Source organism: Natribaculum luteum (genome assembly GCF_023008545.1).
In the GTDB taxonomy this organism is placed as follows: Archaea; Halobacteriota; Halobacteria; order Halobacteriales; family Natrialbaceae; genus Natribaculum; species Natribaculum luteum.
Genome location: NZ_CP095398.1, coordinates 660,013 through 681,888 on the forward strand (window position 1 = coordinate 660,013; position 21,876 = coordinate 681,888).

Genomic DNA, 21,876 nt, shown 5'->3' on the forward strand with positions numbered 1-21,876 from the left:
AACGAATGATCCGTCGGAAATTCGTTGCAAAGACGCGACGGAATCGGAGCCGCTCGGACGATCGATACAGCGGCGCAGTCACGTTGGTCCTTTCAGTTGTACTGGTCGTGTCGACGCTCGCAGCCGGGACGGTCGTCCTCTCTGCGGTGTCGGCTGCCGATTCGTCGAGCACCGTCCAGGCGGACGAGGGGCCGAACCTGCTCACCAATCCGGGGTGTGACGCCGACGACGGCAGTGGTTCACCACCGGACGGATGGAACCTAGTGTCGACCAACGTCCAATGTACGGACCCGACCACCGTCGGTGGTCCACCAGCGCCGGATGGCTCGGACGCCTTCACCGATTTCTCCCAAGACGACAACGACGCCATCGTCGAGCAGTCGGTCGACGTGACCGGCGGTGCGGAGTACAACCTCAGTGGTGAGGTCGGGAAAGACTCCGGTACCACGGACTACGCCCAAATCGAAGTCGAGTTCCTCGACAGCGGCGGTTCCACACTGTCCGGAGGAGTCTCGAAGGAAGTACACCCGGCGGCCGACACGTACGAGTCGTTCGAGACCTCGACGGTGGCTCCGTCGAACGCGGCCACCGCCATCGTTCGGATAACCCTCGTCGACATCGACGGAACCAGCTACTCGGACGCATACCTCAACGAGGTCGAGTTCCGCGAGGTCACCAGTGGGGTGACGGCGTTCCCCGTCAGCGGCGTCGAGACGGGCGTCGAGCAGACCCTCGACCCGTCGTGGACGCTCCACGACGACGACTACGCGGAGCAGGACGACGACCTCGGGAGCGAGCCTGCCGACCTCGTGAGTTTCGGCGGCGGGGATCTCGCGGGCGATGCGACCGAACACGACGCGGGAGCCAACGTCTCGCTCGCGGGCGGGCATCTCCAAGTGAACGCCGACGGGTCGTTCGAGCTCACGAACCCGACTCAGACCGGGACGTTCACGTTCGATTACCGAATCGAGGACTCGAGTAGCTCCGACGAGGCGTCGGTAGAGATAACGGTCGACGATAACACGCTCCACAATTCGGGCTGTGAGGAGACCGACACCGACAGCAACCCCATGGGATGGGCCGTGACGACCGGGAGTATGACCTGTTTGGACCTCGACGAAGACGACGACACGAGCCACTCGTCTATCGACGCAACCAGTTTCGCAGCCGACTTCGGCGGTGACGCGGAGGCCGAACAGACCGTCTACGTCGTCCCGGGCAAGGAGTACGCCCTCGAGGGCTACTACGGTACCGACGCCGGAGACGACTACGGCGAGGTCGAACTCGAGTATATGGACGAGAACGGCGACGTCATCGCTGGCGAGGGCGTGACACTCTCGGACCTCCAGTCGGACTCGACGACCGAGTTCGACCAGTTCAGCGGCTCCGCGGTCGCGCCGAGCGGGGCGAGGCAGGCCACGATTCGGCTCTCGATGGCTCACGTCGACGGCGGAACCTACGCGGGCGTCTACTTCGACGACCTCTCGTTCAAACCCGACCCGGTGCCGGACGCGAAAGACGTCGGTGGGCTGTCTATCGCCCTCGACGACACGCTCGCGGCGTCCGTCTTCGACGATCACGGCAACGGGACGGACTACCTCGGGGAGCCCCAGGGCGAGGTCGTGAGCTTCGGCGCCGGGGACCTAGGCGGCAACGTCACGACACACGCCGCGGGTGAGGTCGTGACACTCGCTGGTGGGAACCTGACGGTCGCGTCGAACGGCTCGCTCGAACTTTCCGGTCCCACGGAACCGGGAACCTACACGTTCGAGTACCGCCTGAAGAACGAGGCAGGGAGCGACGACGCGACGGTGACCGTTACTGTCGAGGACACCACTCCGCCGACTGCCGATGCCGGGGCGGACCAGACTGTCGACGAGGACACGGCCCTGACCTTCGACGGATCAGGATCGACCGACAACGAAGCTATCGACAGCTACGAGTGGGAGTTCGGTGACGGTACCGAGGCGACCGGGCCGACACCGACGCACACGTACGCCGATCCGGGAACGTACACGGTGACGCTCACCGTCACCGACACGGCCGGAAACAGCGATACCGACACCCTCAACGTCACGGTGCGGGACGTGACGCCGCCGACGGCCGACGCCGGGGGCGACCGGATTGTGAAATCTGGTCAGCAACTCGACTTCGACGGCTCCGGTTCCACCGACAACGTCGATGTCACCGGCTACGAGTGGGACTTCGACGACGGGGCGACCGACACCGGCGAAACCGTCACGCACACCTTCGACGAGGCCGGCACCTACGATGTCTCGCTGACGGTCGAGGACGACGCCGGGAACACCGACACCGATACCGCGACGGTGACGGTCACAGAGAAAGTGCCTATCGACACCTGCACGACGATCGACTCCCCGGGAGCGCACGAACTCGTCGGCGATCTCGAAAGCGACGAGACCTGTATCGAAATCACCGCGAGCGACGTCCATCTCGACGGTAAGGGCTACACCGTCACGTCGACGGCGAGCGAGAACGAGGATTCCGGCATCCTCGTCGACGGCTCGGCGGGCGAACTGTCGAATGTCACCGTCGAGAACGTCACGCTCGTCGACTGGGACGGTGGGAACGACTCAGCTCAAACCGACGGGAATATCGACGGCTTCGGACAGGGCATCGCCCTCGACAACGTGTCCGAGAGCCTCGTCTCGAACGTGAACGCGACCGGCGCGTTCGTCGGCGTCTACCTGAACGAGGCCGATGACGTCACCGTCGCAGACAGCACGTTTGACGGAAGCGACGACGGCATCGGACTGCGCGAGACGACCGACAGCACGATTCAGAACACCACCGTGACCTACGCTGGCAGGAACGGGATTGAGGCCGACGGCGTCACGAACGCGCACATTGCGAACAACACCGTCGAAGGAAGCAACCGCGGTGGTATCGTTCTGCTGGGGGACTCTGACTCCGTCACCGTCGACCGAAACACCGTCACTCATAGCGACGGTTCGGCGATCGAAATCGACGTCGACGGCACGCCCTCAGTACCGTTCGAGATTACGGACAACGAACTGAACGCCACCGGATCGACGAGTTCCGCCATCTACGCCAGACCGAACGGCCGGGCGAACGTCACCGGAAACACCGTCGTGGCGGGAGGAAGCGGCATCTACGTGCAGGCCGGCGGCTCGGTGGTCGAGGGCAACGACGTCCGAAACAGCGCCTACTTCGGCGTGTCCCTCGGCGGAGCGGACGGAAGCGTGGTCGTGGCGAACGAGATTTCGGACACCGGATCGCACGGTATTCGGATCAGCGATTCCGACGGCACGGCTGTCCGGGGCAACGAGATTACGGACGCGACCGACTATGGTGTGAACATCATTAACTCGAATGCTGTCACGCTGACGAACGACACGATCGGGAGCACCGACGCCGACTCGCTGGCGGTCGACGACGGATCGGACGTCACCGTGACGAACCTGACGCTTTCGAGCGCTACCGTCTCGTTCGACGCGACCGACGTGATGGTCGACGATGAGCCGTCGCCACCCGCAGGCCCGGCGAGCTACCAGAACGCGAGTGCCTTTTTCGATGTGACCGGCAACGGTAGTCTCACGGCTGCCGAACTCGGATACGACGAGTCTGCGATCGAAATCGACGAAAACGCCCTTCGACTGTGGCGACACGACGGCTCGGAGTGGCACACGATCGACTCCGACGTCAACGCGAGCCGGGGAGTCCTGACCGCCCACGAAATTGACAAGCCCTCAACGCTCGGCGCGTTCGGCTCCGGAGTCGATTCGATCGATGCAAGGGAGACGACGGCGACCGCCAGTGTATCTGGCGAGCTCGAGGTCGCGGCGACCGACGACGCCGGCGACCCACTGGAGGGCGTTTCCGTCGAAGTGACTGACGACGGTGGTTTGGGCGGCCTCTCGACCGGCGATACCGAAGCGACCGACGAGAACGGAACGGCGACGTTCACGGTCGACGAGGGAGACGCTGGCGAGTACGACGTCGGATTCGCCTGGGTGGCCGATAGCACTCTCAACGATACTGCGACGGTGACGGTCTCGAATCCACCGAGCGACGACTCACCCAGCGACGACACATCCAGTAGTTCACCATCTCGGAACGACGACGATACTGACGAAGACGAGGTCGACGTCGAAACTCACGACGACGGGAGTGTGAGTGCGACTATTTCCGCTTCGGCGAGTGACCCCGTCAGCGTCGACCTCGGTAACTTCCTCAGTGACGAGGAATCCGAGACGCGCTACGAACGCGTCAACCTCACGTTCGACGAGGATACAAACGTGACCTTCTCGGCTCGCTCGACGAGTCTCGAAGAACTCCCCAAAGACACATTTCCGCTTGACGGTGATGGCAGTAGTGAGGATAGCACCGATAACGCAAGTGAGTCGGACCGCGCGATATCCTACGTCGAGTTCACTGTCTCTTCCGGAGGCGTCGACGCCAGCGACCGAATCAGTTCGGCGACCGTCGAGTTCGAGGTGAACACCGACACGCTCGACGAACGCGGGGTAGACGCCGGGGATGTCGCCTTACACCGCTACGACGCGGACGCAGGTGAGTGGAGCGAACTCGACACGGCCGTCCTCTCTGAAGGCGAGCAGACGGTCACCTACGAGTCGACCACGCCAGGTTTCGCGATGTTCGCCGTCGGGACAGTGGAACGGCAGTCGCCTGCTGACGAATCACCGAGCAATGGATCGACGGGCGAGCAGACGAGTGACGAGACCGGTGATGAGGAGACTGAGGGGCAAAACGACCGAGACGGGACCGATAATCAAGATGAAGGGGTTCCTGGCTTCGGTATCAGTATCGCGCTCCTCGCGCTAGCCGTGATCGCTTTCCTCGCGAACCGGAAACACCGTTGACATCCTCCAGCTAAAGCCGGAGGAATCCCGAGCGTTTGGGATATTGGTCCCGTCCCAAAGTCGTCTAGAGTTCGCCTCTGGTAGCTTCAGCTGAAATCTCCATTGTGATGGCTGTTTTGGCTGAGTGCTCGAGCAGTTCGTCGGCGAATGCCGCGAACTGCTCAGGATCGGCATACTGCACCAGATTCAATTAGAGACCGATTATAATGTAGACCGATCACTCTGAGCGGTCAATACAACTGAATTACTAATTACCACATACGACCTCCCGAGTAGGTACGATACTGTCCATGAGACTTGAATTTGAGACAGCAGTTAACCTAATCATGCTCAATTTGTCTAAATTCGTGGGCGTTATAGTCAAATATCTGTAATTTATAGCTTCGTGCTTCGATCTCCGCCGCGGAGGTACCGACGCCACACGAGCCTGGTTACACCCTTTATCGACACCCCACCAATATAATCTGAACAGTAAATTTGTTTGAAAATAGTCAAAGATATAAACCGCCATACTGTACCATGAGTGGTAATGTCTTCCGAAGCGACCAGACGTCGATTCCTCAAAGTGGCTAGCGCCGCAGGTGTAGCCGCGCTCGCCGGCTGTAGCGGCGGCGGTAACGATAATGATGGGAACGGTAACGGCGATGGAAACGGTACCGGCGGTGGAAACGGTGGAACCCGCCTCAGTTGGCACGCCGGCGGTACTGGCGGGACGTACTACCCGCTTTCGAACGAATTCAAGACGATCGTCGAAGAGAACACGGACTTCTCGCTGCAGGTCCAGTCGACAGGGGCGAGCGTCGAGAACGTCGGCAGTCTCGCGGACGGTTCGGCCGACTTCGCGCTCATCCAGAACGACATCGCATCCTTCGCGAAGAACGGTACCGGAATCGACGCCTTCCAGGACGAGCCGATCGACACCCTGCAGGGCGTTGCGACGCTGTATCCGGAGACGATCACGATCGTCACGCTCGCCGGAAGCAACATCTCGTCTCTCGAGGATCTCAGCGGCGCGACGATCAACACCGGCGACCTCGGATCGGGGACGCAGGTCAACGCACTGCAGATCCTCGAGTCGGTCGGGATCACCGACTTTACCGAGCAGAACGCAAGTTTCTCCCAGGCGTCCGAACAGCTCGCCAACGGTGACGTCGATGCAGCCTTCGTCGTCGGCGGCTGGCCGGTCGGCGCGATCGAGGACCTCGCCACCACGAACGACATCGCGATCGTCCCGGTCGAAGGCGAGAACCGCGAGGCCGTCAAGGAGGCTGCCTCCTGGTTCTCTGACGACACCATCCCCGGTGGAACCTACAGCGGCGTCGACGAAGACGTCGAGACCGTCGCGGTGCAGGCGATGATCGCTACACACTCCGACGTACCGGCCGATACCGTCGAGACGGTCACCGCGGCCATCTTCGACAACCTCGGTGAGCTCACGATCAAGACCGACTTCATCACGGTCGACAGCGCACAGGATGGGATGTCTATCGAACTCCACGAAGGTGCGGCGACGTACTTCGACGCCTGACTCGGTTCAGACGATACAGAACTGGTCTGGAGCGTGGTGACTGTCGGGGATGCGTACACTGGTGCGTGGTCGGACCACGCGTCGATTCGCCGAACCGAGTCGTGAACACAGACGACGTCGGTTCCCTGTGGAACCGTATCGTCCCACTGGCGTTTCACGCGCGTTCAAAGACGTTTCACAAAAAGATGGCTCGTGTCTTCCGTCCAACCGTCCGCGCTGCGATCCTCCTAGCGGCGGTACTGATTTTCGTCGCCGTTGGGGCAACCGCGCCAACCGAATCGGTGCTCGTCGTCGAGGACGCCGAGACGGGCGAACGGTACCTCACCGAACCGGTCAACGACGGGAGCACCGTTGCCCTCGAGTACACTCATAGCGTAGAGAAATCCCGAGTATACGACGAGTACCGCGTGGACAATCGAACCCTGGTGAACACCCGGATGGAGTTCGAGTCCTATGGCTGGGGACTGCCCGCCCGGGCCAACGTCACGACCGTCGATGGGGCGCTCGTGTACGATCCGTCCGAGCCGATCACGGAACTTCGAAGCCTCTCCGTCTCGCCGGGACGGATCGCCGGCCACACGCTGATAGTCGACGGCCGACGATACGACCTCGTCGCGATGACGAACGCCAGCGACGTTCGCATCTACGTGGAACGACGATCGCTAATCGAGCTGATTCTATGAATACGAACGATCGAACAGACGACGGTATCGACGGGTCGAGCGACGAACCGGCTGAGGACGTCTCCTACGAGGAGGCCGAGGAACTGATCGAGGAGATCGAGCACCGGCGGTCGCTGCAAGGGGTCGCCGCGGTGGCCGTCGCGGCGATCGGTGTGCTGTTTTCGATCTTCCAGCTGTTCCTGGCCGCACGCAGCTTCTCGTTTACGCTCCCCGTGCCAATCGTCGACGACTGGCGGTTCATGCTCTACGACTGGCAAATCTCGCTACAGCTCCTGCAGGCGAACGCGGTACACGTTTCGTTTGCGCTCGTGCTCACGTTCCTGCTGTTCCCGGGGAGTATGGGTGACGGGATCGTTTCGCGAAACCTGGGCCGGATCGTCCCCGCGGCGTCTCGCGAACTCGGAGACCAGAACCTCGTCACGCGCCTTCTCGGGGGCATTCGGACGGCATTCCGGTGGGTGTTCCTCGATCCCGACCGGGAGCGTGTGACACCGTTCGACCTCCTGTGTATCGGTGCATCGATACTGTCGGCGATTTACTTCCTGACGGAGTTCTCTGAGATCCAGAATATGCGGGTATTCGGTCTCATGTCGGGGCGGCCGGTCACCGAGGTGTACCCGTTCCTCCAGTCCGTCCTCGGCGGCGTTCCGTTCGTCAGCGAGTACTCCTACGCGATGGCGCTTGGCGTAATCGGCGTTCTGTTGGTACTCGAGGCGACCCGCCGGACGCTCGGACTTCCGCTCATGATCATCGTCGCAACCTTCATCGTCTACGCGCGCTGGGGCTACCTCATCAACAGCGGGACGCCCCTGATCGGCCTGCTCGCGATCAACGAGTTGTCCTGGCCGGATATCGTTCAGAACCTCTGGTACAACACCGAAAACGGGGTCTTTGGCATCCCGGTGACGGTGTCGGTGAACTTCATCTACATCTTCATCCTCTTCGGTGCATTCTTGGAGATGAGCGGCGCCGGCCAGTGGTTCATCGACCTCGCGTATGCGGCCACTGGAAGTCGCAAAGGCGGCCCAGCGAAGGCGAGCATCCTCGCAAGTGGCTTCATGGGGACGATTTCGGGATCGTCGATCGCCAACACGGTCACCACCGGCGCGTTCACGATCCCGCTGATGAAGCGCTCGGGATACTCACCGGAATTTTCCGGCGCGGTCGAGTCCTCGGCGTCCTCCGGCGGGCAAATTCTTCCGCCGGTGATGGGTGCCGCCGCGTTCCTTATGGTCCAGTACACGGCGACACCGTTCGCAGATATCATCATCCTCGCGACGCTTCCTGCAATCGTCTTCTTCTTTGGCGTCTGGGTCATGGTCCACCTCAAGGCAGTCGAAGAGGGGATCGGCGGTGCAGAGGACGTCGACACCGTCTCGATCGGTCCACACCTCAAACGCGGGTGGTTCTACCTCGTCCCGATTGGGTTACTGTTGTATTATCTCATCGTCGAGCGGCTGTCTGTCTCGCGGTCGGCGTGGTTCACCCTCGTCGCGCTCGTGGCGCTGATCGCACTCGTCTCGGCGTACAGTGCGGAGACGCGGTGGCGACTCCTCGGAATCTTCGCAGCCATCGTTGGCGTCGAACTGGCGAGTTACGTCGTCGCCGGCGTTCCGGTCATCGACCTCGTCGCTGGATCCAGCGGTGCCGGACTGCCAGTCGGGGAGGCGACCGGACTCGTCGTCGCCCAGATCGAGTGGTACGCGATGCTAGCCGGCGTGCTGATCTTGGTGTCTCATCCAGACGTCGACGCACCGCTGCTCAACCTCAATCCGACGATCCAGGCTACCGCCGATCGGGTTGGCGGTGACCTGGGTGAGAGCCAGCCATTCCGGTTCGGTACGTTCGTCGTCAAGTCGATGGATTCGGGCGCACGGACGGCCGTCCCGGTCGTCATCGCCGTCGCAGCCGCGGGCATCATTCCCGGCGTCATCAGCGTCTCCGGGCTTGGCCCGAACCTCACGTCGCTGCTGCTCGTGCTGTCGGGCGGGTCGATCGTGGTGATGTTGCTTGTGACGGCCGTTGCCAGCATCATCCTCGGGATGGGGATGCCGACGACGGTCACCTACATTATCCTCATCTCGATGCTCGCCACACCGCTCGTCGAGTTCGGCATCCCGCTTCTGTCAGCGCACCTGTTTATCCTCTATTTCGGCGTCATCGCCGATATCACCCCTCCAGTCGCCGTCGCCGCCTACGCCGCAAGCGGGGTAGCCAAGTCGGATCCGTTCGAGACGGGTGTAAAGGCGTTCTCGCTGTCGCTAAACAAGGCGATCGTCCCCTTTGCGTTCGTCCTCGCACCCGGGATCGTGCTGCTTCGCGAGAAGGCTAACGCTGCCGAGTTACCGATCCGCGATCAGTATCGAATCGTCGGTTTCAGCGACCTCACAGAGTTGTCGTACTCGGTCCCGGAGATTCTGATTCCCGTGAGTGGCGTCTTCCTCGGGGTGATTGCCCTCGGTGCAACCGTCATCGGGACGCTATATACGAGCGTGAACCGCGCTGAACGGGCCGGCTTCGCGCTCAGTTCGCTTCTGCTTATGGCACCGCGGCTGCTTTCAGTATCGGTATTCGATCTCCTCGGACTCGTCGGCGTGACCGTTTCGCTCGACGCACTCCTGCTAGATCTCACGCTTCGTGTCGTCGGATTCGCACTGTTCGTCGCCCTGGCAGCGAAAAACCGCCGAGAGGCGACGAAGCTTCCCGAGACGAGACAGGCCACCGTCGGATGAGCCGAGGGGTAAACGGTGAGCGGTGAGCGGTGACATCCCTCTCTGCGGTAGACGGCGGTGAGAAGATCGCCGGAGCGCCGTCGGACGTGAAAGCTACGTCCGACCGATCGCAGTTCTCCGAAGCCGAGTCGTCAGTCCCATCACGACGGCGACCCAGCGGCGCCGTCCCTTCGCTGGTCGGCGACCCCGACGTACCCACCGTCGTCCTTGACGAGAATGGACTGCACGTTGCCGATGGTATCCACGATAGAGACGTCGTGACCGGCGGCGTTCAGCTCGTCGACGACGTCGGCGGGTACACCGCCTTCGGCCTGGACCCACGTACCAGTCGCAGAGTAGACGCGGGGTTCCTCGACAGCTTCGTCGATGTCCATACCGAACTCGGCGACGTTGAGGACGATCTGGGAGACGGTGTGGATGATCGACCAGCCGCCAGGTGAGCCGACCGTCAGGAAGGGGTCGCCGTCTCGCGTGACAATCGTCGGACTCGTGCTGCTGAGCGGGCGCTTCTCCGGCTGGACCTCGTTCGGGCCACCAGGATGGGAGTCGAAGTCGGTGAGCTCGTTGTTGAGCATGAACCCCCGCCCGGGAACCATGATCCCCGACCCGAACAACTGTTCGATAGTGCTAGTCCAGGAGACCATGTTCCCCTCGGCGTCGGCCGTCGTGAAGTGGGTCGTCTGACCGGGAGGGGTCACGGAACTGTTCGCGTGGGGCTCGTTGCGCTCACCTCTACGTGCGCCCGAGGCGTTGCTGGTATGCTGGGCCCGTTCGACGTCCCTGGCACTCGTGTAGTATTGTCCGCCTGGCTGGTACTCGAAGGGGTCACCGGGTTCGCGGGTCGCATCCGTCGCTTTTTCCGGGTCGATAACCTGCCGACGAGAGTCGACGTAGTCGTCGTCGAGCATTCCCTGCCACGGGATGTCGACGAACTCCTCGTCGCCAAGGTACTCGTTACGGTCGGCAAACGCGAGCTGGAACGCCTCGATAATCCGGTGGTAGACGTCGAACGACCGCCGGTCGTACTGTGCCAGGTCGAACGGTTCGAGGAGGGAAAGAATCTGTGCGATGACGTACCCACCGGAGGTTGGCGAGCGCATCGTCCGGACGGTGACATCGTGTGCGGCTCCCTCGTAGGTCACGTAGGTGGGCCTGGTGATGTTGACGTTGTATCGGCCCAGGTCGTCAACGGTCATGTTTCCGCCCGTCTGTCGGTAACGTGCCGCACCCTGGACGGTCTCGGCGATGTCCGCCGCGATCTCACCCCTGTAGAACGGACCGATGCCTTCGTCGCGGATGGTTCGGAGAGTGTCAGCGAGGTCCGGCTGGACGAGTTCGTCGCCCGCTTCGAGAGGGTCGCCTCCCGGAGCGAACACTTCCTGGGCGGTCGAAGTGAGCGCCCCATCCTCGACGTTGTCGGCGATCGAACCCGCCAGGAACTCGTCGACCGTAACTGTCCGTCCGTCAGGTGCGGCTAAGTCGATAGCCGGCTGGATGAGTTCACTGAGTTCCTTCCGTCCGAACCGCTTGACAGCCACGTCGGCGGCCTTCAGCGTTCCCGGTACGCCGACTGCCTTCCCGTTCGTGTGGCGTGCCAGGAACGGTACCTCCTCTCCCTGGTTGTCCAGGAACATATCGGGTTGGGCTCCGAGGGGCGCTCGCTCCCGGTTGTCGATGGCGATGATCTCGTCCTCCGTGGCGCTATATACGAGCATGAACCCGCCGCCGCCGATCCCCGACGAGTGGGGCTGAACGACGTTGAGTGCGAACTGAACGGCGACTGCGGCATCGATCGCATTCCCACCGTCCTCGAGGACCCCAATACCGGCTTCGGTCGCCTGCTGGTGGACGCTCGAGACCATCCCGCCAGCCGCTTCTGCGACGGCGTTGGAATCAGTCGTTATCGCCGTCCCCTCGAATGCGCTACTGGCTCCAACTGGGACCACGCTGGCCCCCAGTGCGACGCCCGTACCCTGCAAGAACGTCCGCTTCGTCGTTGTAACGCGTTCTGTCGCATCGTCTTCCGAGTCAGGTGCATCTGCTGCAGGACTATCTTGTCCCATATGTGATTATTCACCACATGAACAATAAGTATTTGCACCTGGTTTATTAGTGAAATTATATATTTCCAGAATGTGGTCAGTAAAACTGTACTGCCGACAGACCGCTCCGGCCTCTCATAGTACTGGCGCCGAGATCACTTCGACTGCCCGGTGTCGCCGCTGACGACAGCACGGTTCACTCAGGAGGAGATGTAGCTGATAGAGATCGATAGCGCATACCTGCGTCTTCAGGCGCAGGTCAACCGGTGACATCCTCCTCGCCGTAAACGGAGAGGGATCGAAGATCCCTCAGGCAGTCGGGCTACGCCCGACGACGGCGAGGCTTCCCGTACCGCACGTTGGGATATTTGCTGGTCTACGACACGACCTGTTCTCTCGTCTGAAACGTCCCGCTCTCGCGGTCGAACAGGTATGTCGATGGCTGTGCCACACAGCCGTTACTCCTATCCTCTCCGTGAGGACTCGGAGTTATTTTCTGGCGCATATTCTCCGCCCCGTTGCAATCCGCGTTGGCTACCAACTCACACGATGAGCAGACGTACAGGCCACGTTCGACACGGTTCGACTTCGTGTCGTCACCACACCGTGAGCAGGTCTTACTGGTGTCCCACTCGTTCTTCTTCAGCACCTCAACGCCACGAATCTCTCCTTTGTATTCGAGGTACTGGTAGATGCGGTCGAACGCCCACGAGTGCAACTTCTTGTTACCGGTCTTACCCCAGTCGGACTCGCGCACGTCTTCGGGCCAACTTACCGCAAGCGTTCCAACACCGCGTTCAACACACTCGGTGATGATCGTGTCCGTGAGAACGTGGAAGAAGTGAGTTTCACGCTCTGCAAGTTTTCGACGCGCCCACATCAACTTTTCTGACGGGCCGTTCTCACCCTCCGTGTCGTACTCTGCTCGGGTGAAGTAGTGCTTGTCTTCTTTGAGCGAGTTGCCGGGGTAGAGAACGTACTCGTCGGGGAAAGCGACCGTGGCGGTGTTCTTGATGCCAAGGTCGATCCCTGCCACTCCGTCGCCTGCGGTGTCGGTGGTTTCGAGTTCGACTTTGCAGACGAAGTGTAGTTCCCACTCGTCGCTGTTCCAGACGGCTCGAACGTTTTGCACCTTGGTGACTTTGGTGAGGTCAACGTCTGGACGGGTCTGGTACTCGCAGAGCAGGAAATCAGAACGGTGTTCCTTCAGGTTCTTACCCTTTGAGAGTCGGACGCGGTTGTTTTCGGGGTCGTGTTTGAACCCGTCTGCTTTGAACGTGACCGTACTTTTTGGCCGGGTGTCGCCGTGTTTGCGGTAGCCGGGCGGATTCGCCTTTGGGTCTTTCTGTCGCAGGTCGAACCACGACTGGAAAGCGTCGGAAAGTTCTTCGATGACTTTCTGACTGGATTGTGCGTTCAAGTCTTTCCAGCACGATTGGTTCTTCATATACGCTTTCAGCGTCCCTTCATCTGGGATTTCGCCTGTTGCGTTCCAGATTCGGTCTGCTGTCCAGCGTGCGACGTTCCAGATTTTTGAGGCGGAGTCTCCGAGCGAGTTGAGGCCATCGCAGACCTGCCGGTGGTTCTGGATGGAACCAACGTAGGTGCGCGTGACCTCAATCGCCATACATAGTCTATGTAAATAATTCTACTTAATGGTGTAGATTAGCGTGGAATATCCGGTCTGCCACCGAGTAGTGTATTGTGGAGTTGAGTGACGCGATTCACGCCCGGCGTAAACGCCGGGATTCTCTCGCTGCTTAAAGATAGACAGTGGCCTTCCCGTTCTCGATAGTGACTCGAGTGGATCTTCCTCGATTGGCTCCTCCCCCTGTAGAAGGAAATTACACGTTTGGAAATCGTGATTTCTGAAATCGAAAATTCCACTTGGTCGGAGATGCGACTGGCTGTATAGAGCACTTCGTTGATCGAGACGTCGAACTCGATCAACTCACGGACTGCTATGAGTCCGAGACGGGGAATTTCGTCGTGATCTACGGCCGCCGTCGCCTCGGTAAGAGTAAGCTCGTTCGCCAGTCCATCGCTGATCGGGACGACGCTGTCTACTATCAAGCGGTCGAGTCCACGGCACAGAACCAGCTCGAACAGTTCGTCGATACCGCCACCGCACAGTTCCCGTCGCTGCGGAACGTCCGCCGTGACTGGGGAGCACTCCTTGAAGCACTCGGCGAGGAAGACGCGATCGTCGTCATCGACGAGGTTCCGTTCCACGACGGCCCCAAAATATCGCGCTGTGGGAGTCCGTGTGCGGGCGTCACGGTCATCCGCGCCGATGAGCGAGTGATGGGATACGGAAGGCGGCGCTGTCTAGTAGCTCCAGCTGATTGCGATGGACGAGTCGACGTCGTGTCCGTACGTCACAAAGTTGGTCGGTGGACGAGAGGTGAGACGGACACGTCAGATCACCCCGAAGCCGAAGCTCGCGTACGGCCAGACGTAGTACAGCGTGACACCGACGACGAGCGCGGGGATCGTCGTGTAGATGGTCGCGACGATGGCCGCTTTCATGTCGATCGCCATCAGTGGAAACAGCGCGTCGCCGTCCTGACTGATGGCGTTTGCCGTCAGCGCCGAGAAGGGAATCGCACCCGCCGAGTAGATCTGGGCGAAGACGATCTGTGGCGCACAGCCCGGAATCAGCCCGAGTAGCGCACCGCCAATCGGAGCGAGCACGCCCACGGCCGCCGCAATAGCGGCGATTTCGATGTTGAAGATCACGATGCTGTACTCGTAGATGAGGTAGGCCGCGATGACCCACACCGTGACCATGCTGGTCTCCATGGCCGCGTGCTGGAACGTCTCGTAGGCGCTGGAGAAATCGTCCCGGATCCGACCGGCTTCGCCTTTGCCGATGAATCGACGGCCGACGAAGTGGAGGTAAAACGAGGCGGCCGTCCCGACGAGCCCGGAGACAGTGAACAACCCGAAAAACGTCGGACGAAACTCCAGAGCCACCTCGGGTGCACCACGAGCGAGGTACATCACGCCCGCGACGAGGCCCGTGGCAGCGACGGTCCACCAGATAACGTGGACGCCGTGACTGATCGTCGTCACGAGTCCGCCGTCGGTTTTCGAGCGGGTGTGGTCGTGGCAATCACTCCCAATCTCGCATTCGGGGATACTCGGGCCGCCATCCGCGACACTCGTCGTGGCGAATCCCCCATCGGTCATCGGACGACCGATCCGGGTGACTGCGTCGTCGACACGGCCGACCCCCAAACCCCAGATGTCGATCGCGTAACCGAACAGGATTGCAGCGATAAACGCCATCCCATAGGCGTACAGTGCCGCTTCGGGGGCGAGCGCGAGGATCACGAACGCCGAATCGCCGGCGGTCGCTGCGAGCGCCGCCACGACGGTCCCGAAACTGACCGTGCCCCTGATGTACAACGGCATCGCGATGATCGCTCCGCCACAGCCGGGGGTGAGCCCCAGCAGCGCCCCCGCCAGTGGCTGCATGCGCTCGTTGTTCTTGAGGTACGTGACGATCCGGCCGCCGGTCCGATACTGGATGTAGCTGAAGAGAAGAACTGTGACCGCAACAAACGCACTCACCTGCACGAAGCCGTCTCGGACCGAGAAGACCAGGATGTCGATGGCCTCCTGCAACGAGATGCCGAGTTGGAGTGGCGTCATCGGTGTGCAGCCCCTGCCGTAGCGGTATCCCTCGACGGCGCTCGAGTGCACTGTCTTTGCAGCGAACCCGCTCGCACACAGGATACGTTGTCTGCTGACCTCATGAGTTGTGAACAGGGGATAGTGAGGTGACTAATGACAAAAAGTTTTCTACCTAATTTGATTTTTAGACTCGTCTAATTCAGTCCTGCTGCCGATTCTACAGGTCGTTCGGAGCACTTCGGAGCTCGACCTCGAGGTGATTCACGGGGTTGGTTCCACCCCGAATTTTGATAAATCAGCTTATAGGATAGTCAAACAGTTTTAACAGGGAACGGACGTCAGAACGCATATGGACGAACTACTCGACGTACTGGATCTGCTCGCGGACTCAGAACTCGAGGGGCTCGTTACGTGGGTATTTCGCGTCCTCGGTGTGCTTGCCATCCTTGCAGGAATCGGCATCTGGCTGTTCACCGAAATCGCTCTTCTCGTTCCGCTTTTCCTCGTTGCCGTCGGCTTTCTCCTCATCGCTGTTCCCGGACTCCTCCTCGAGGTCGCCGAACTCGCGGGATAGCTACGAGTACACCGAGACTTATCAACAGTTAGGAGCGTCGAGAGGCTCGTCGAGCATCTCGTACACCGGACGGTAGTCCGGATGCTTCGATCACTGTTTCGCCACCGGCGTACTGTTCGGCGAGTTCGTCGAGACGGTCGTTTGGTAAGCGGATCTCGTCACGCAAGTTGTCGTCGTCCACGACAGCAACTGGCGTGAACAAGAGATCCACCGAGACGTGCACGGTGGCCCAAGATTTCGCGTGTTATTACCACACACTATCTGACAAAGTCCGAGCAGGTTGAAAAACGTGCAAGATGCAAAGCGCGAATGCGGCGTTGGCTGAGAGCCGATCTGCGAAGTGTAGTGATCGACCAGTGCAGGATAACTATATGTACATAAACAAGAACAACCTGCCCACTGAGTCTCAGTCGGTATTGAACGAACGTTTTGGATAGTCGTACCTATCCAGTGCCGTAGCCGCAGACGGTATCTGGATTCTCCGCTTCGTAGCGCTCGCAGTCGTCCCAGTTGAACCAGAGTGTACCAGTCTCTTCAATGCGTAGGAACACCATCTGACAGGAGTCGTCGCCTTCCGTATCGTCTGATGTCGTTTCTACCCACGAGTCGTCACCGGTCAGACGCGCAGCAATTTCAAATTCACCGGATTCGTCGTTCGGCCATTCACACTCCACGAACTCCGTGCTCAGTACGTTCTCGTCGTCTTCCATACCGGAAATGTCCACGGTGCTTTCGTGAACTTGTCCCCCATCTTTTCCGACCCGTATCTCTACACTGTGGTCCGCCTCACTGGTGTTTTCGAGACGTAAACCACCGAGATACACCTCCTGATCGAAGAACTCGAGGCAACCAGAGGTACCGATAGTAACCCCAAGTACGAGATACGAGCGTCGATTCATAGTGTTTTGTTTTCATGTATGGACAAATCTCTTGGGAATAGGAGTACCGAAAAGTCCGTACGTGTAGCGAGTGGATCATTCACTGATTTCGACGTTAAATAACCGACTTTGTCGTGCTGAACTCAACCTCTGTATCGGTCACGCAGGTCATGCTAGAAGATGAGGAGGTCGATAGCACACGTGCAAGATCCACAGCGCGTATCGGTCACTCGCAAAGTGAGATCGCTTACTCGGCGACGATCGCGACAGCTTCGACCCTGACCAGCGAATCAGGCTCGATCAGACGGTTCATTCCACCATACTGCCGTCGGGCGAACGCCACCAAACACCTCGCTATGAGCATCGCCGATCGATTCCCATTTATCAACATCCGTGACGAACAGTCTGGTTCCGACGACGTCCTCGAGTGAGGCATCCGTCCCTTGGAGGGCACTTTCGATACTCCGGGGTGCCTGCCTCGTCTGCTCAGACGGGTCGTCCTTACCGACCATATTTCCGTCATCGCCGGTCGCTGTGGTTCCAGAAACATGCACTTCAGAACCGGCCTGAACGGCACGAGAAGGCCCTACTCTCGACTCCCATTGCGTCCCTGTGACCTCCTCGAGTTTGCCGGTCGGAACGATCGGCCCCGCTACGTGACGGAACTCTTCGTTCGTCGCGCTCACGTCCTCGAACATGTCCGCACCCTCGAGGACGTGGCCGGCGATCCGCTTCGCGATGACTGCCCGACTGCACCCTGAACGTTGTCGGCCACCTGCTGTACCTGCTGATTGATCTCCGCCAGTTGCTCGCACTCGAGTCGTTCTCGGGGATCGACCCGGCCAGTTGCCCGCTCTTTGCGACGCATCTCTTCAACTCGACGTCCGCAGCAGGGATTTCTTCACACCGAGCTTCGGTGAGCCATCTCCGCGATATTCACTCTGTGTGTGGAGGGTCGTCGTGGACTGCGACAACGTCATCAGCAAACTCCGCTACCGATAGACCCAGCGGAGCTTCTTCGGTCGGTTCAACAGGCTCAAACTCTACCATAACCAGGTTATATGAGAGTGATGCTTCCACGATTTTACAAGGGGAAGCAGGGAGAAAGCCCACGGCTTTAGCCCTGTCTCTTACCCACAAGTTGCGCCACCAGTCTGCGGGCGATCCATCGGAGAGTGGCGATCGAGATACCAGTATTCAGCGTCTTTCGTCGGGTGAAATCCGTAATTGTGGATCCAAAAGCAGTCGACTCGAGTACTACGCTCCGTACCGAGCGTCGATCTCGTCTCTCTTCCTGTGGGTCTCAGCTCGTGCTCGCCCGCCTCGAGAGCTTCCGAAACGCCACTTTCGCGAGACTCCGACGTATGGGTAAGAGACAGGGCTTTAGCCGTGGGATGAATCCCGTAAGCTTGATTGGTATCCCCTACGAAATCAGGGATACCGAGTCCGAGGCAAGCCCACCAAAGCCACTGTCTCGGTCGGGGGCCGTACTGGCTCGGCCCGAACCCCGGCATCCGACCAGGGAACTCCCGACGTGGGGATGCCCGTCTGTGACGGGTCCTCGGCCGTCTGTGGCGGTCGAACCCCACGACTTCAGTCGTGGGAGAAGTCAGAGTAGTGTGGTCCATCGTCATCCCACTCCGCGTTGAGTTCGATTATATCACCGATATCGAACGCAACTCGGTCGTAGGCATCACCAGCCATCTCCGCCTGTCGTCCATCTACATTCGGTACTGGATCGTCCAGACTGTCTACAAGAATAAGCCAGTCGTCAACAATCCGGCGTTGTCGAACGGTTTCACGTACTTCACCGTCCAGTTCAACATCGTATACCGTGCGTGGCATGATTGGAGCGCGGTCTAGCCAGGGCGTCAGCCACGCCTGATAACGGTCGAGGATTCGGCAGTCTCCCTTCTTCGTCTGAAAGGTATCGCCAACAGCGAATAGAAACTCATCGTACGGGTTGGTTATCTCTCGACCAAACCGCCCATCAACCCTATCACCTTCCTCGATGGCACCAGGGAGTTGTGACCATCCAGCAAATTCTGACCCGTATCCACGATCAACGAATGGTGTTGGGAGGTAGTTGTTTGGCGTTTCGAATTGCTCAGTAAGCCGTTTCAGTGCTTCTGCCTCTGAGAGATGGTCGGTACGGTTGTCAGGATCAGCGTCAAACGAATCGAGTGATTTCGAGGGCGATGGTGGGGCATCCCGCGGTGGAGTATCCCATTCATCAGTAGGAGTATGAAATGAAAACTCGCCTACGTAGAGACAGTAATATAATTTCCCATCAATATTGTGATAACGGATTGTATCAACACAGCCTCCGTCGACGAGCTCTTCGAGTATCGCTCGTTTCAATCCATAGAGTGCCTTCTTCCGCAGACTGTAGAGACGGGCGTTTGCCTTGAATCCAGCAGTGTAGGCGTCTTCAGCAGATTCGGCGTATCGCTTCGCTTCCACGTTGAGCTGATATAACGCCTTTAATTGCTCAAAATCACATTGTGAGCAATGCGATGATTCCTGTGTATCCTCGATATCACTCATCGTCACTCCGGACGTCGAGTTGGAAGGCCAGCGTCTTCACGAGAGCCTGTTCGTCGGTCATTTTCGACGTGATTGCTGATTCGCCGTTCTCGGTTATAAGTCCGTGCCACGGAAGGTGAAAGTGAAGATCCGTATCGGCTACACTCCACTCCCGGGGGCGTAGCGCCCTCGTTCCAGCTAAGATGGCTTGAACGCCCTGATCTCGTCGATGACCTGCTTTGGATTCTCGGCGTGTTCGATGAACGAGAGGACGTTCTCCGACCAGCCGGAGATGTTGTAGACGTTTTCGTAGCCGTCCGGCGTCACCAGATCGCCGTAGGCCGCGAGATCGACGAGGTACAACGCGGTGTCCGCGGACACCTCGTCCCGATAGGCCTCGAACGCGTCCTTGACCGTCTGGTTATCGCGTGCCGTGAACGGCGTGCTGTCCCAGATCTGCATATCTGTAAAGACGACGATCCGCTCGAGAGATCTGCCTCGATCGTGGAGGTGTTCGATCGCCTTCCAGCCGTTCGTCGAGTTCCCGACGTCCTCGTCGATGGCCAGCACCGACTCTTGGCGCTGCAGTACTGGCGTGTCGACGTGCATCGAAACGGGCTGGAAATCGTCACCGAATCCGCCGACGTCGGCTCCCTGGTCAGCCAGGATCGCACCGAACAACGCGCCGATTTCCTTCAACCGGAGCGTGCTGTTCGCGGAGAGCGGATGCTCCATCGATCCCGACAGGTCGACCGCGACGAAGGTGTCGCCGAGTCCGTCGGGCACCGTCTCGACTGCGACATCAATTGCGTCTTCTAGCCACTGCTCAACCGCCGGTGCCTGCACATCCGCGTCTTGAAGCGCGGTGTACGCCTGGTAGTACCGGAATGGGTACAGCGGCGCGTGACGCACCGCCTCCAGGTCGAGGTGGTTCACGACGGTATCCTCCGGAACGCCGGCCTCGAGCATGTTCCGGAGGTTCCGGATCGACGCGAAGATCGGCAGCGTGTACGCGTCGTCCTCGATGAGCAGTTCCCAGGACTCCTGTGTATTCCCGCGCTCGGAGATGACCGTCTCCCACGTGTTGGGCGACGGCAACGGGTCGACGTCGGGATCGTCGTCGAGGTCGCCGCGCATGAACCGCTCGAACAGCGCTTCCTGCTCGGCGTCGACGGGTGCAGGGTGGACGCGGTTGAAGACGTCGTGAAGGGTCACCTCGCGGCGCGACAGCTCGTACTTGCCGAGCGTGTAGGCGTCAGCCATCTCAACGAGCGCGTCCTCGATTCCGCGCCGAAGCGGCCACGGTGCGGTGCCACCGAACAGCTGATCGTGGATAGCGAGCGCAGTTGCCGTCTCGTCCATTCGCTGGATGATCGCCGGCGTCCACTCGCGGATGAGTGACTCGTCGGACTCGTCCTTGAACCGGTCGTCGTTGGCTGCCAGCACGAGCAGGACGTGTGGAATGTCCCGCAGGTAGAGTTCCTGCCGCGCGTACGCGGCGAGCTTCAGGACGAACTCCGGGTCCTCGTCTGCGGCGGCATCGAAACGGTGGATGACAGCGGCCAACTGCTCGTCATCGGTTTCGTAGAACGACCCTTCCAGCAGCTGGTTGATCGTGCGCTTGTACAGTGCGAGTCGGGGGTCGGCAGGCTCGAACGCTTCTCCACCTTCGTAGTTGGTGGTCCGCGTCGCCTCCGCGACCGTTTGCTTCGGCCTGTTGAATTCCATACTATCACCCGGAGCCGCAACAGGCGACTCCGACCGCGGCTGCCCACAGCATCTGCGAGCAGCGAGCGTTCCCGGCACGATTCGAACGTGCGACACCCGGCTTCGAAGGCCGGTGCTCTGTCCTGACTGAGCTACGGGAACGAGAGCGTGGCCGGGAAATTCCTGGAGCGAAAGCGGGATTCGAACCCGCAGAGTGCCATCGAAGGATCGCTCCAGGTCGACGACCACTGGCGACACGGCGACCGGAAAACTATCGGAGCGGGGCCGGTGTCGAGAGTCCCCTCGGACTCTCTTTGTCCGGGATGTTCTCGATGGACTGAGCCACCGACAGGATTTGAACCTGCGAGTTCCTGGCGAAGCAACGCTCCGACTCGACGGTCGCCACGTGCGGTCGGGAAACCGGCGGTGCGACGGGCTATGACTCCCGGTGTGTGCCTTGTGGGCTGAAGGAACGCACCACCTGGACGACCACACGCTGGGGGAACTGACGGTGGCAGCGCTCCAATCCGTTGTACCTCGCTGGGAGGGTACGGAAAGCGCTTGCCACTGCAGCCCCCGAGTGCTCCCGAGGGGAATCGAACCCCTGGCCTCCAGCTCGAAAGGCTGGCGTCTCTCGCCAACGGAGACTCCGGGAGCGCTGTAGGGGCAAATCAGGTGCCGGGTTGCGGCGGACACGCACGG

General features: G+C 60.2%; 13 protein-coding genes, 2 tRNA genes and 2 pseudogenes. 7 read left to right on the forward strand and 10 right to left on the reverse strand.

What is annotated here, in order from left to right; all coding sequences use genetic code 11:
• The first annotated feature begins 107 nt into the window (after positions 1–107).
• The 4 genes from MU558_RS21700 to MU558_RS21715 all read left to right on the forward strand — a co-directional run bounded on the left by MU558_RS21700 (position 108) and on the right by MU558_RS21715 (position 9,808).
• Positions 108–4,865: a PKD domain-containing protein gene (locus MU558_RS21700; RefSeq protein ID WP_246975478.1), complete on the forward strand. Its 4,758-nt coding sequence runs from the start codon at positions 108–110 to the stop codon at positions 4,863–4,865.
• Positions 4,866–5,394: 529 nt separating this feature from the next.
• Positions 5,395–6,393: a TAXI family TRAP transporter solute-binding subunit gene (locus MU558_RS21705; protein ID WP_246975480.1), complete on the forward strand. Its 999-nt coding sequence runs from the start codon at positions 5,395–5,397 to the stop codon at positions 6,391–6,393.
• A 185-nt stretch (positions 6,394–6,578) separates the two neighbouring features.
• Positions 6,579–7,076, forward strand: coding sequence for a DUF1850 domain-containing protein (locus MU558_RS21710; RefSeq protein ID WP_246975483.1), 498 nt, complete (start codon positions 6,579–6,581; stop codon positions 7,074–7,076).
• Positions 7,073–9,808 (forward strand): TRAP transporter permease, encoded by a 2,736-nt coding sequence (locus tag MU558_RS21715; RefSeq protein ID WP_246975485.1) that lies wholly within the window; start codon positions 7,073–7,075, stop codon positions 9,806–9,808. The genes MU558_RS21710 and MU558_RS21715 overlap by 4 nt, the downstream gene beginning before the upstream one ends.
• Positions 9,809–9,948: 140 nt before the next feature.
• On the opposite strand, the gene ggt is transcribed toward MU558_RS21715, so the two are convergent.
• The gene (gene ggt / locus MU558_RS21720; RefSeq protein WP_246975487.1) at positions 9,949–11,871 is read right to left on the reverse strand and encodes a gamma-glutamyltransferase; all 1,923 of its coding nucleotides are present in this window, start codon (positions 11,869–11,871) and stop codon (positions 9,949–9,951) included.
• A gap of 355 nt (positions 11,872–12,226) precedes the next feature.
• Positions 12,227–13,477, reverse strand: a complete 1,251-nt coding sequence (locus MU558_RS21725; RefSeq protein WP_246975490.1) for an RNA-guided endonuclease InsQ/TnpB family protein — start codon at positions 13,475–13,477, stop codon at positions 12,227–12,229.
• 284 nt (positions 13,478–13,761) lie between these two features.
• On the opposite strand from MU558_RS21725, the pseudogene MU558_RS21730 reads away from it, so the two are divergent.
• Positions 13,762–14,079 (forward strand): annotated as a pseudogene (locus MU558_RS21730) (AAA family ATPase); the annotation flags it as partial.
• A 189-nt stretch (positions 14,080–14,268) separates the two neighbouring features.
• On the opposite strand, the gene MU558_RS21735 reads toward MU558_RS21730, so the two are convergent.
• Positions 14,269–15,507, reverse strand: a complete 1,239-nt coding sequence (locus MU558_RS21735) for a putative manganese transporter (protein WP_246975492.1) — start codon at positions 15,505–15,507, stop codon at positions 14,269–14,271.
• A gap of 331 nt (positions 15,508–15,838) precedes the next feature.
• On the opposite strand from MU558_RS21735, the gene MU558_RS21740 reads away from it, so the two are divergent.
• Complete coding sequence (locus MU558_RS21740; RefSeq protein WP_246975494.1) at positions 15,839–16,063, forward strand: hypothetical protein; 225 nt, start codon at positions 15,839–15,841, stop codon at positions 16,061–16,063.
• 36 nt (positions 16,064–16,099) lie between these two features.
• Here the strand turns inward: MU558_RS21740 and MU558_RS23485 are convergent.
• The 3 genes and pseudogenes from MU558_RS23485 to MU558_RS21750 form a co-directional block, all read right to left on the reverse strand.
• Positions 16,100–16,286: pseudogene (locus MU558_RS23485) on the reverse strand (IS110 family transposase); the annotation flags it as partial.
• A 220-nt stretch (positions 16,287–16,506) separates the two neighbouring features.
• Positions 16,507–16,962: a hypothetical protein gene (locus MU558_RS21745; RefSeq protein WP_246975496.1), complete on the reverse strand. Its 456-nt coding sequence runs from the start codon at positions 16,960–16,962 to the stop codon at positions 16,507–16,509.
• 269 nt (positions 16,963–17,231) lie between these two features.
• Entirely contained in the window at positions 17,232–17,495 is a 264-nt protein-coding gene (locus MU558_RS21750) for a Rid family hydrolase (RefSeq protein WP_322987064.1), read from the reverse strand.
• On the opposite strand from MU558_RS21750, the gene MU558_RS21755 reads away from it, so the two are divergent.
• Positions 17,490–17,702 (forward strand): hypothetical protein, encoded by a 213-nt coding sequence (locus MU558_RS21755; RefSeq protein ID WP_246976688.1) that lies wholly within the window; start codon positions 17,490–17,492, stop codon positions 17,700–17,702. The genes MU558_RS21750 and MU558_RS21755 overlap by 6 nt on opposite strands.
• Positions 17,703–18,534: 832 nt before the next feature.
• On the opposite strand, the gene MU558_RS21760 is transcribed toward MU558_RS21755, so the two are convergent.
• The 4 genes from MU558_RS21760 to MU558_RS21775 all read right to left on the reverse strand — a co-directional run bounded on the left by MU558_RS21760 (position 18,535) and on the right by MU558_RS21775 (position 21,831).
• Positions 18,535–19,488, reverse strand: coding sequence for a hypothetical protein (locus MU558_RS21760; protein WP_246975498.1), 954 nt, complete (start codon positions 19,486–19,488; stop codon positions 18,535–18,537).
• Between the two features lie 177 nt (positions 19,489–19,665).
• The gene (locus MU558_RS21765; RefSeq protein WP_246975500.1) at positions 19,666–21,195 is read right to left on the reverse strand and encodes a TROVE domain-containing protein; all 1,530 of its coding nucleotides are present in this window, start codon (positions 21,193–21,195) and stop codon (positions 19,666–19,668) included.
• Between the two features lie 66 nt (positions 21,196–21,261).
• Positions 21,262–21,336: transfer RNA gene (locus MU558_RS21770), tRNA-Arg, on the reverse strand.
• Positions 21,337–21,755: 419 nt separating this feature from the next.
• Positions 21,756–21,831 (reverse strand) — tRNA-Glu (locus MU558_RS21775).
• Positions 21,832–21,876: the final 45 nt, after the last annotated feature.

Coding starts and splice junctions, on each gene's coding strand:
- MU558_RS21705 (WP_246975480.1), top strand. CDS start 5,395: ATGTCTTCCGAAGCGACCAGACGTCGATTCCTCAAAGTGGCTAGCGCC.
- MU558_RS21710 (WP_246975483.1), top strand. CDS start 6,579: ATGGCTCGTGTCTTCCGTCCAACCGTCCGCGCTGCGATCCTCCTAGCG.
- MU558_RS21715 (WP_246975485.1), top strand. CDS start 7,073: ATGAATACGAACGATCGAACAGACGACGGTATCGACGGGTCGAGCGAC.
- ggt (WP_246975487.1), bottom strand. CDS start 11,871: ATGGGACAAGATAGTCCTGCAGCAGATGCACCTGACTCGGAAGACGAT.
- MU558_RS21725 (WP_246975490.1), bottom strand. CDS start 13,477: ATGGCGATTGAGGTCACGCGCACCTACGTTGGTTCCATCCAGAACCAC.
- MU558_RS21735 (WP_246975492.1), bottom strand. CDS start 15,507: ATGACGCCACTCCAACTCGGCATCTCGTTGCAGGAGGCCATCGACATC.
- MU558_RS21740 (WP_246975494.1), top strand. CDS start 15,839: ATGGACGAACTACTCGACGTACTGGATCTGCTCGCGGACTCAGAACTC.
- MU558_RS21745 (WP_246975496.1), bottom strand. CDS start 16,962: ATGAATCGACGCTCGTATCTCGTACTTGGGGTTACTATCGGTACCTCT.
- MU558_RS21755 (WP_246976688.1), top strand. CDS start 17,490: ATGCACTTCAGAACCGGCCTGAACGGCACGAGAAGGCCCTACTCTCGA.
- MU558_RS21760 (WP_246975498.1), bottom strand. CDS start 19,488: ATGAGTGATATCGAGGATACACAGGAATCATCGCATTGCTCACAATGT.
- MU558_RS21765 (WP_246975500.1), bottom strand. CDS start 21,195: ATGGAATTCAACAGGCCGAAGCAAACGGTCGCGGAGGCGACGCGGACC.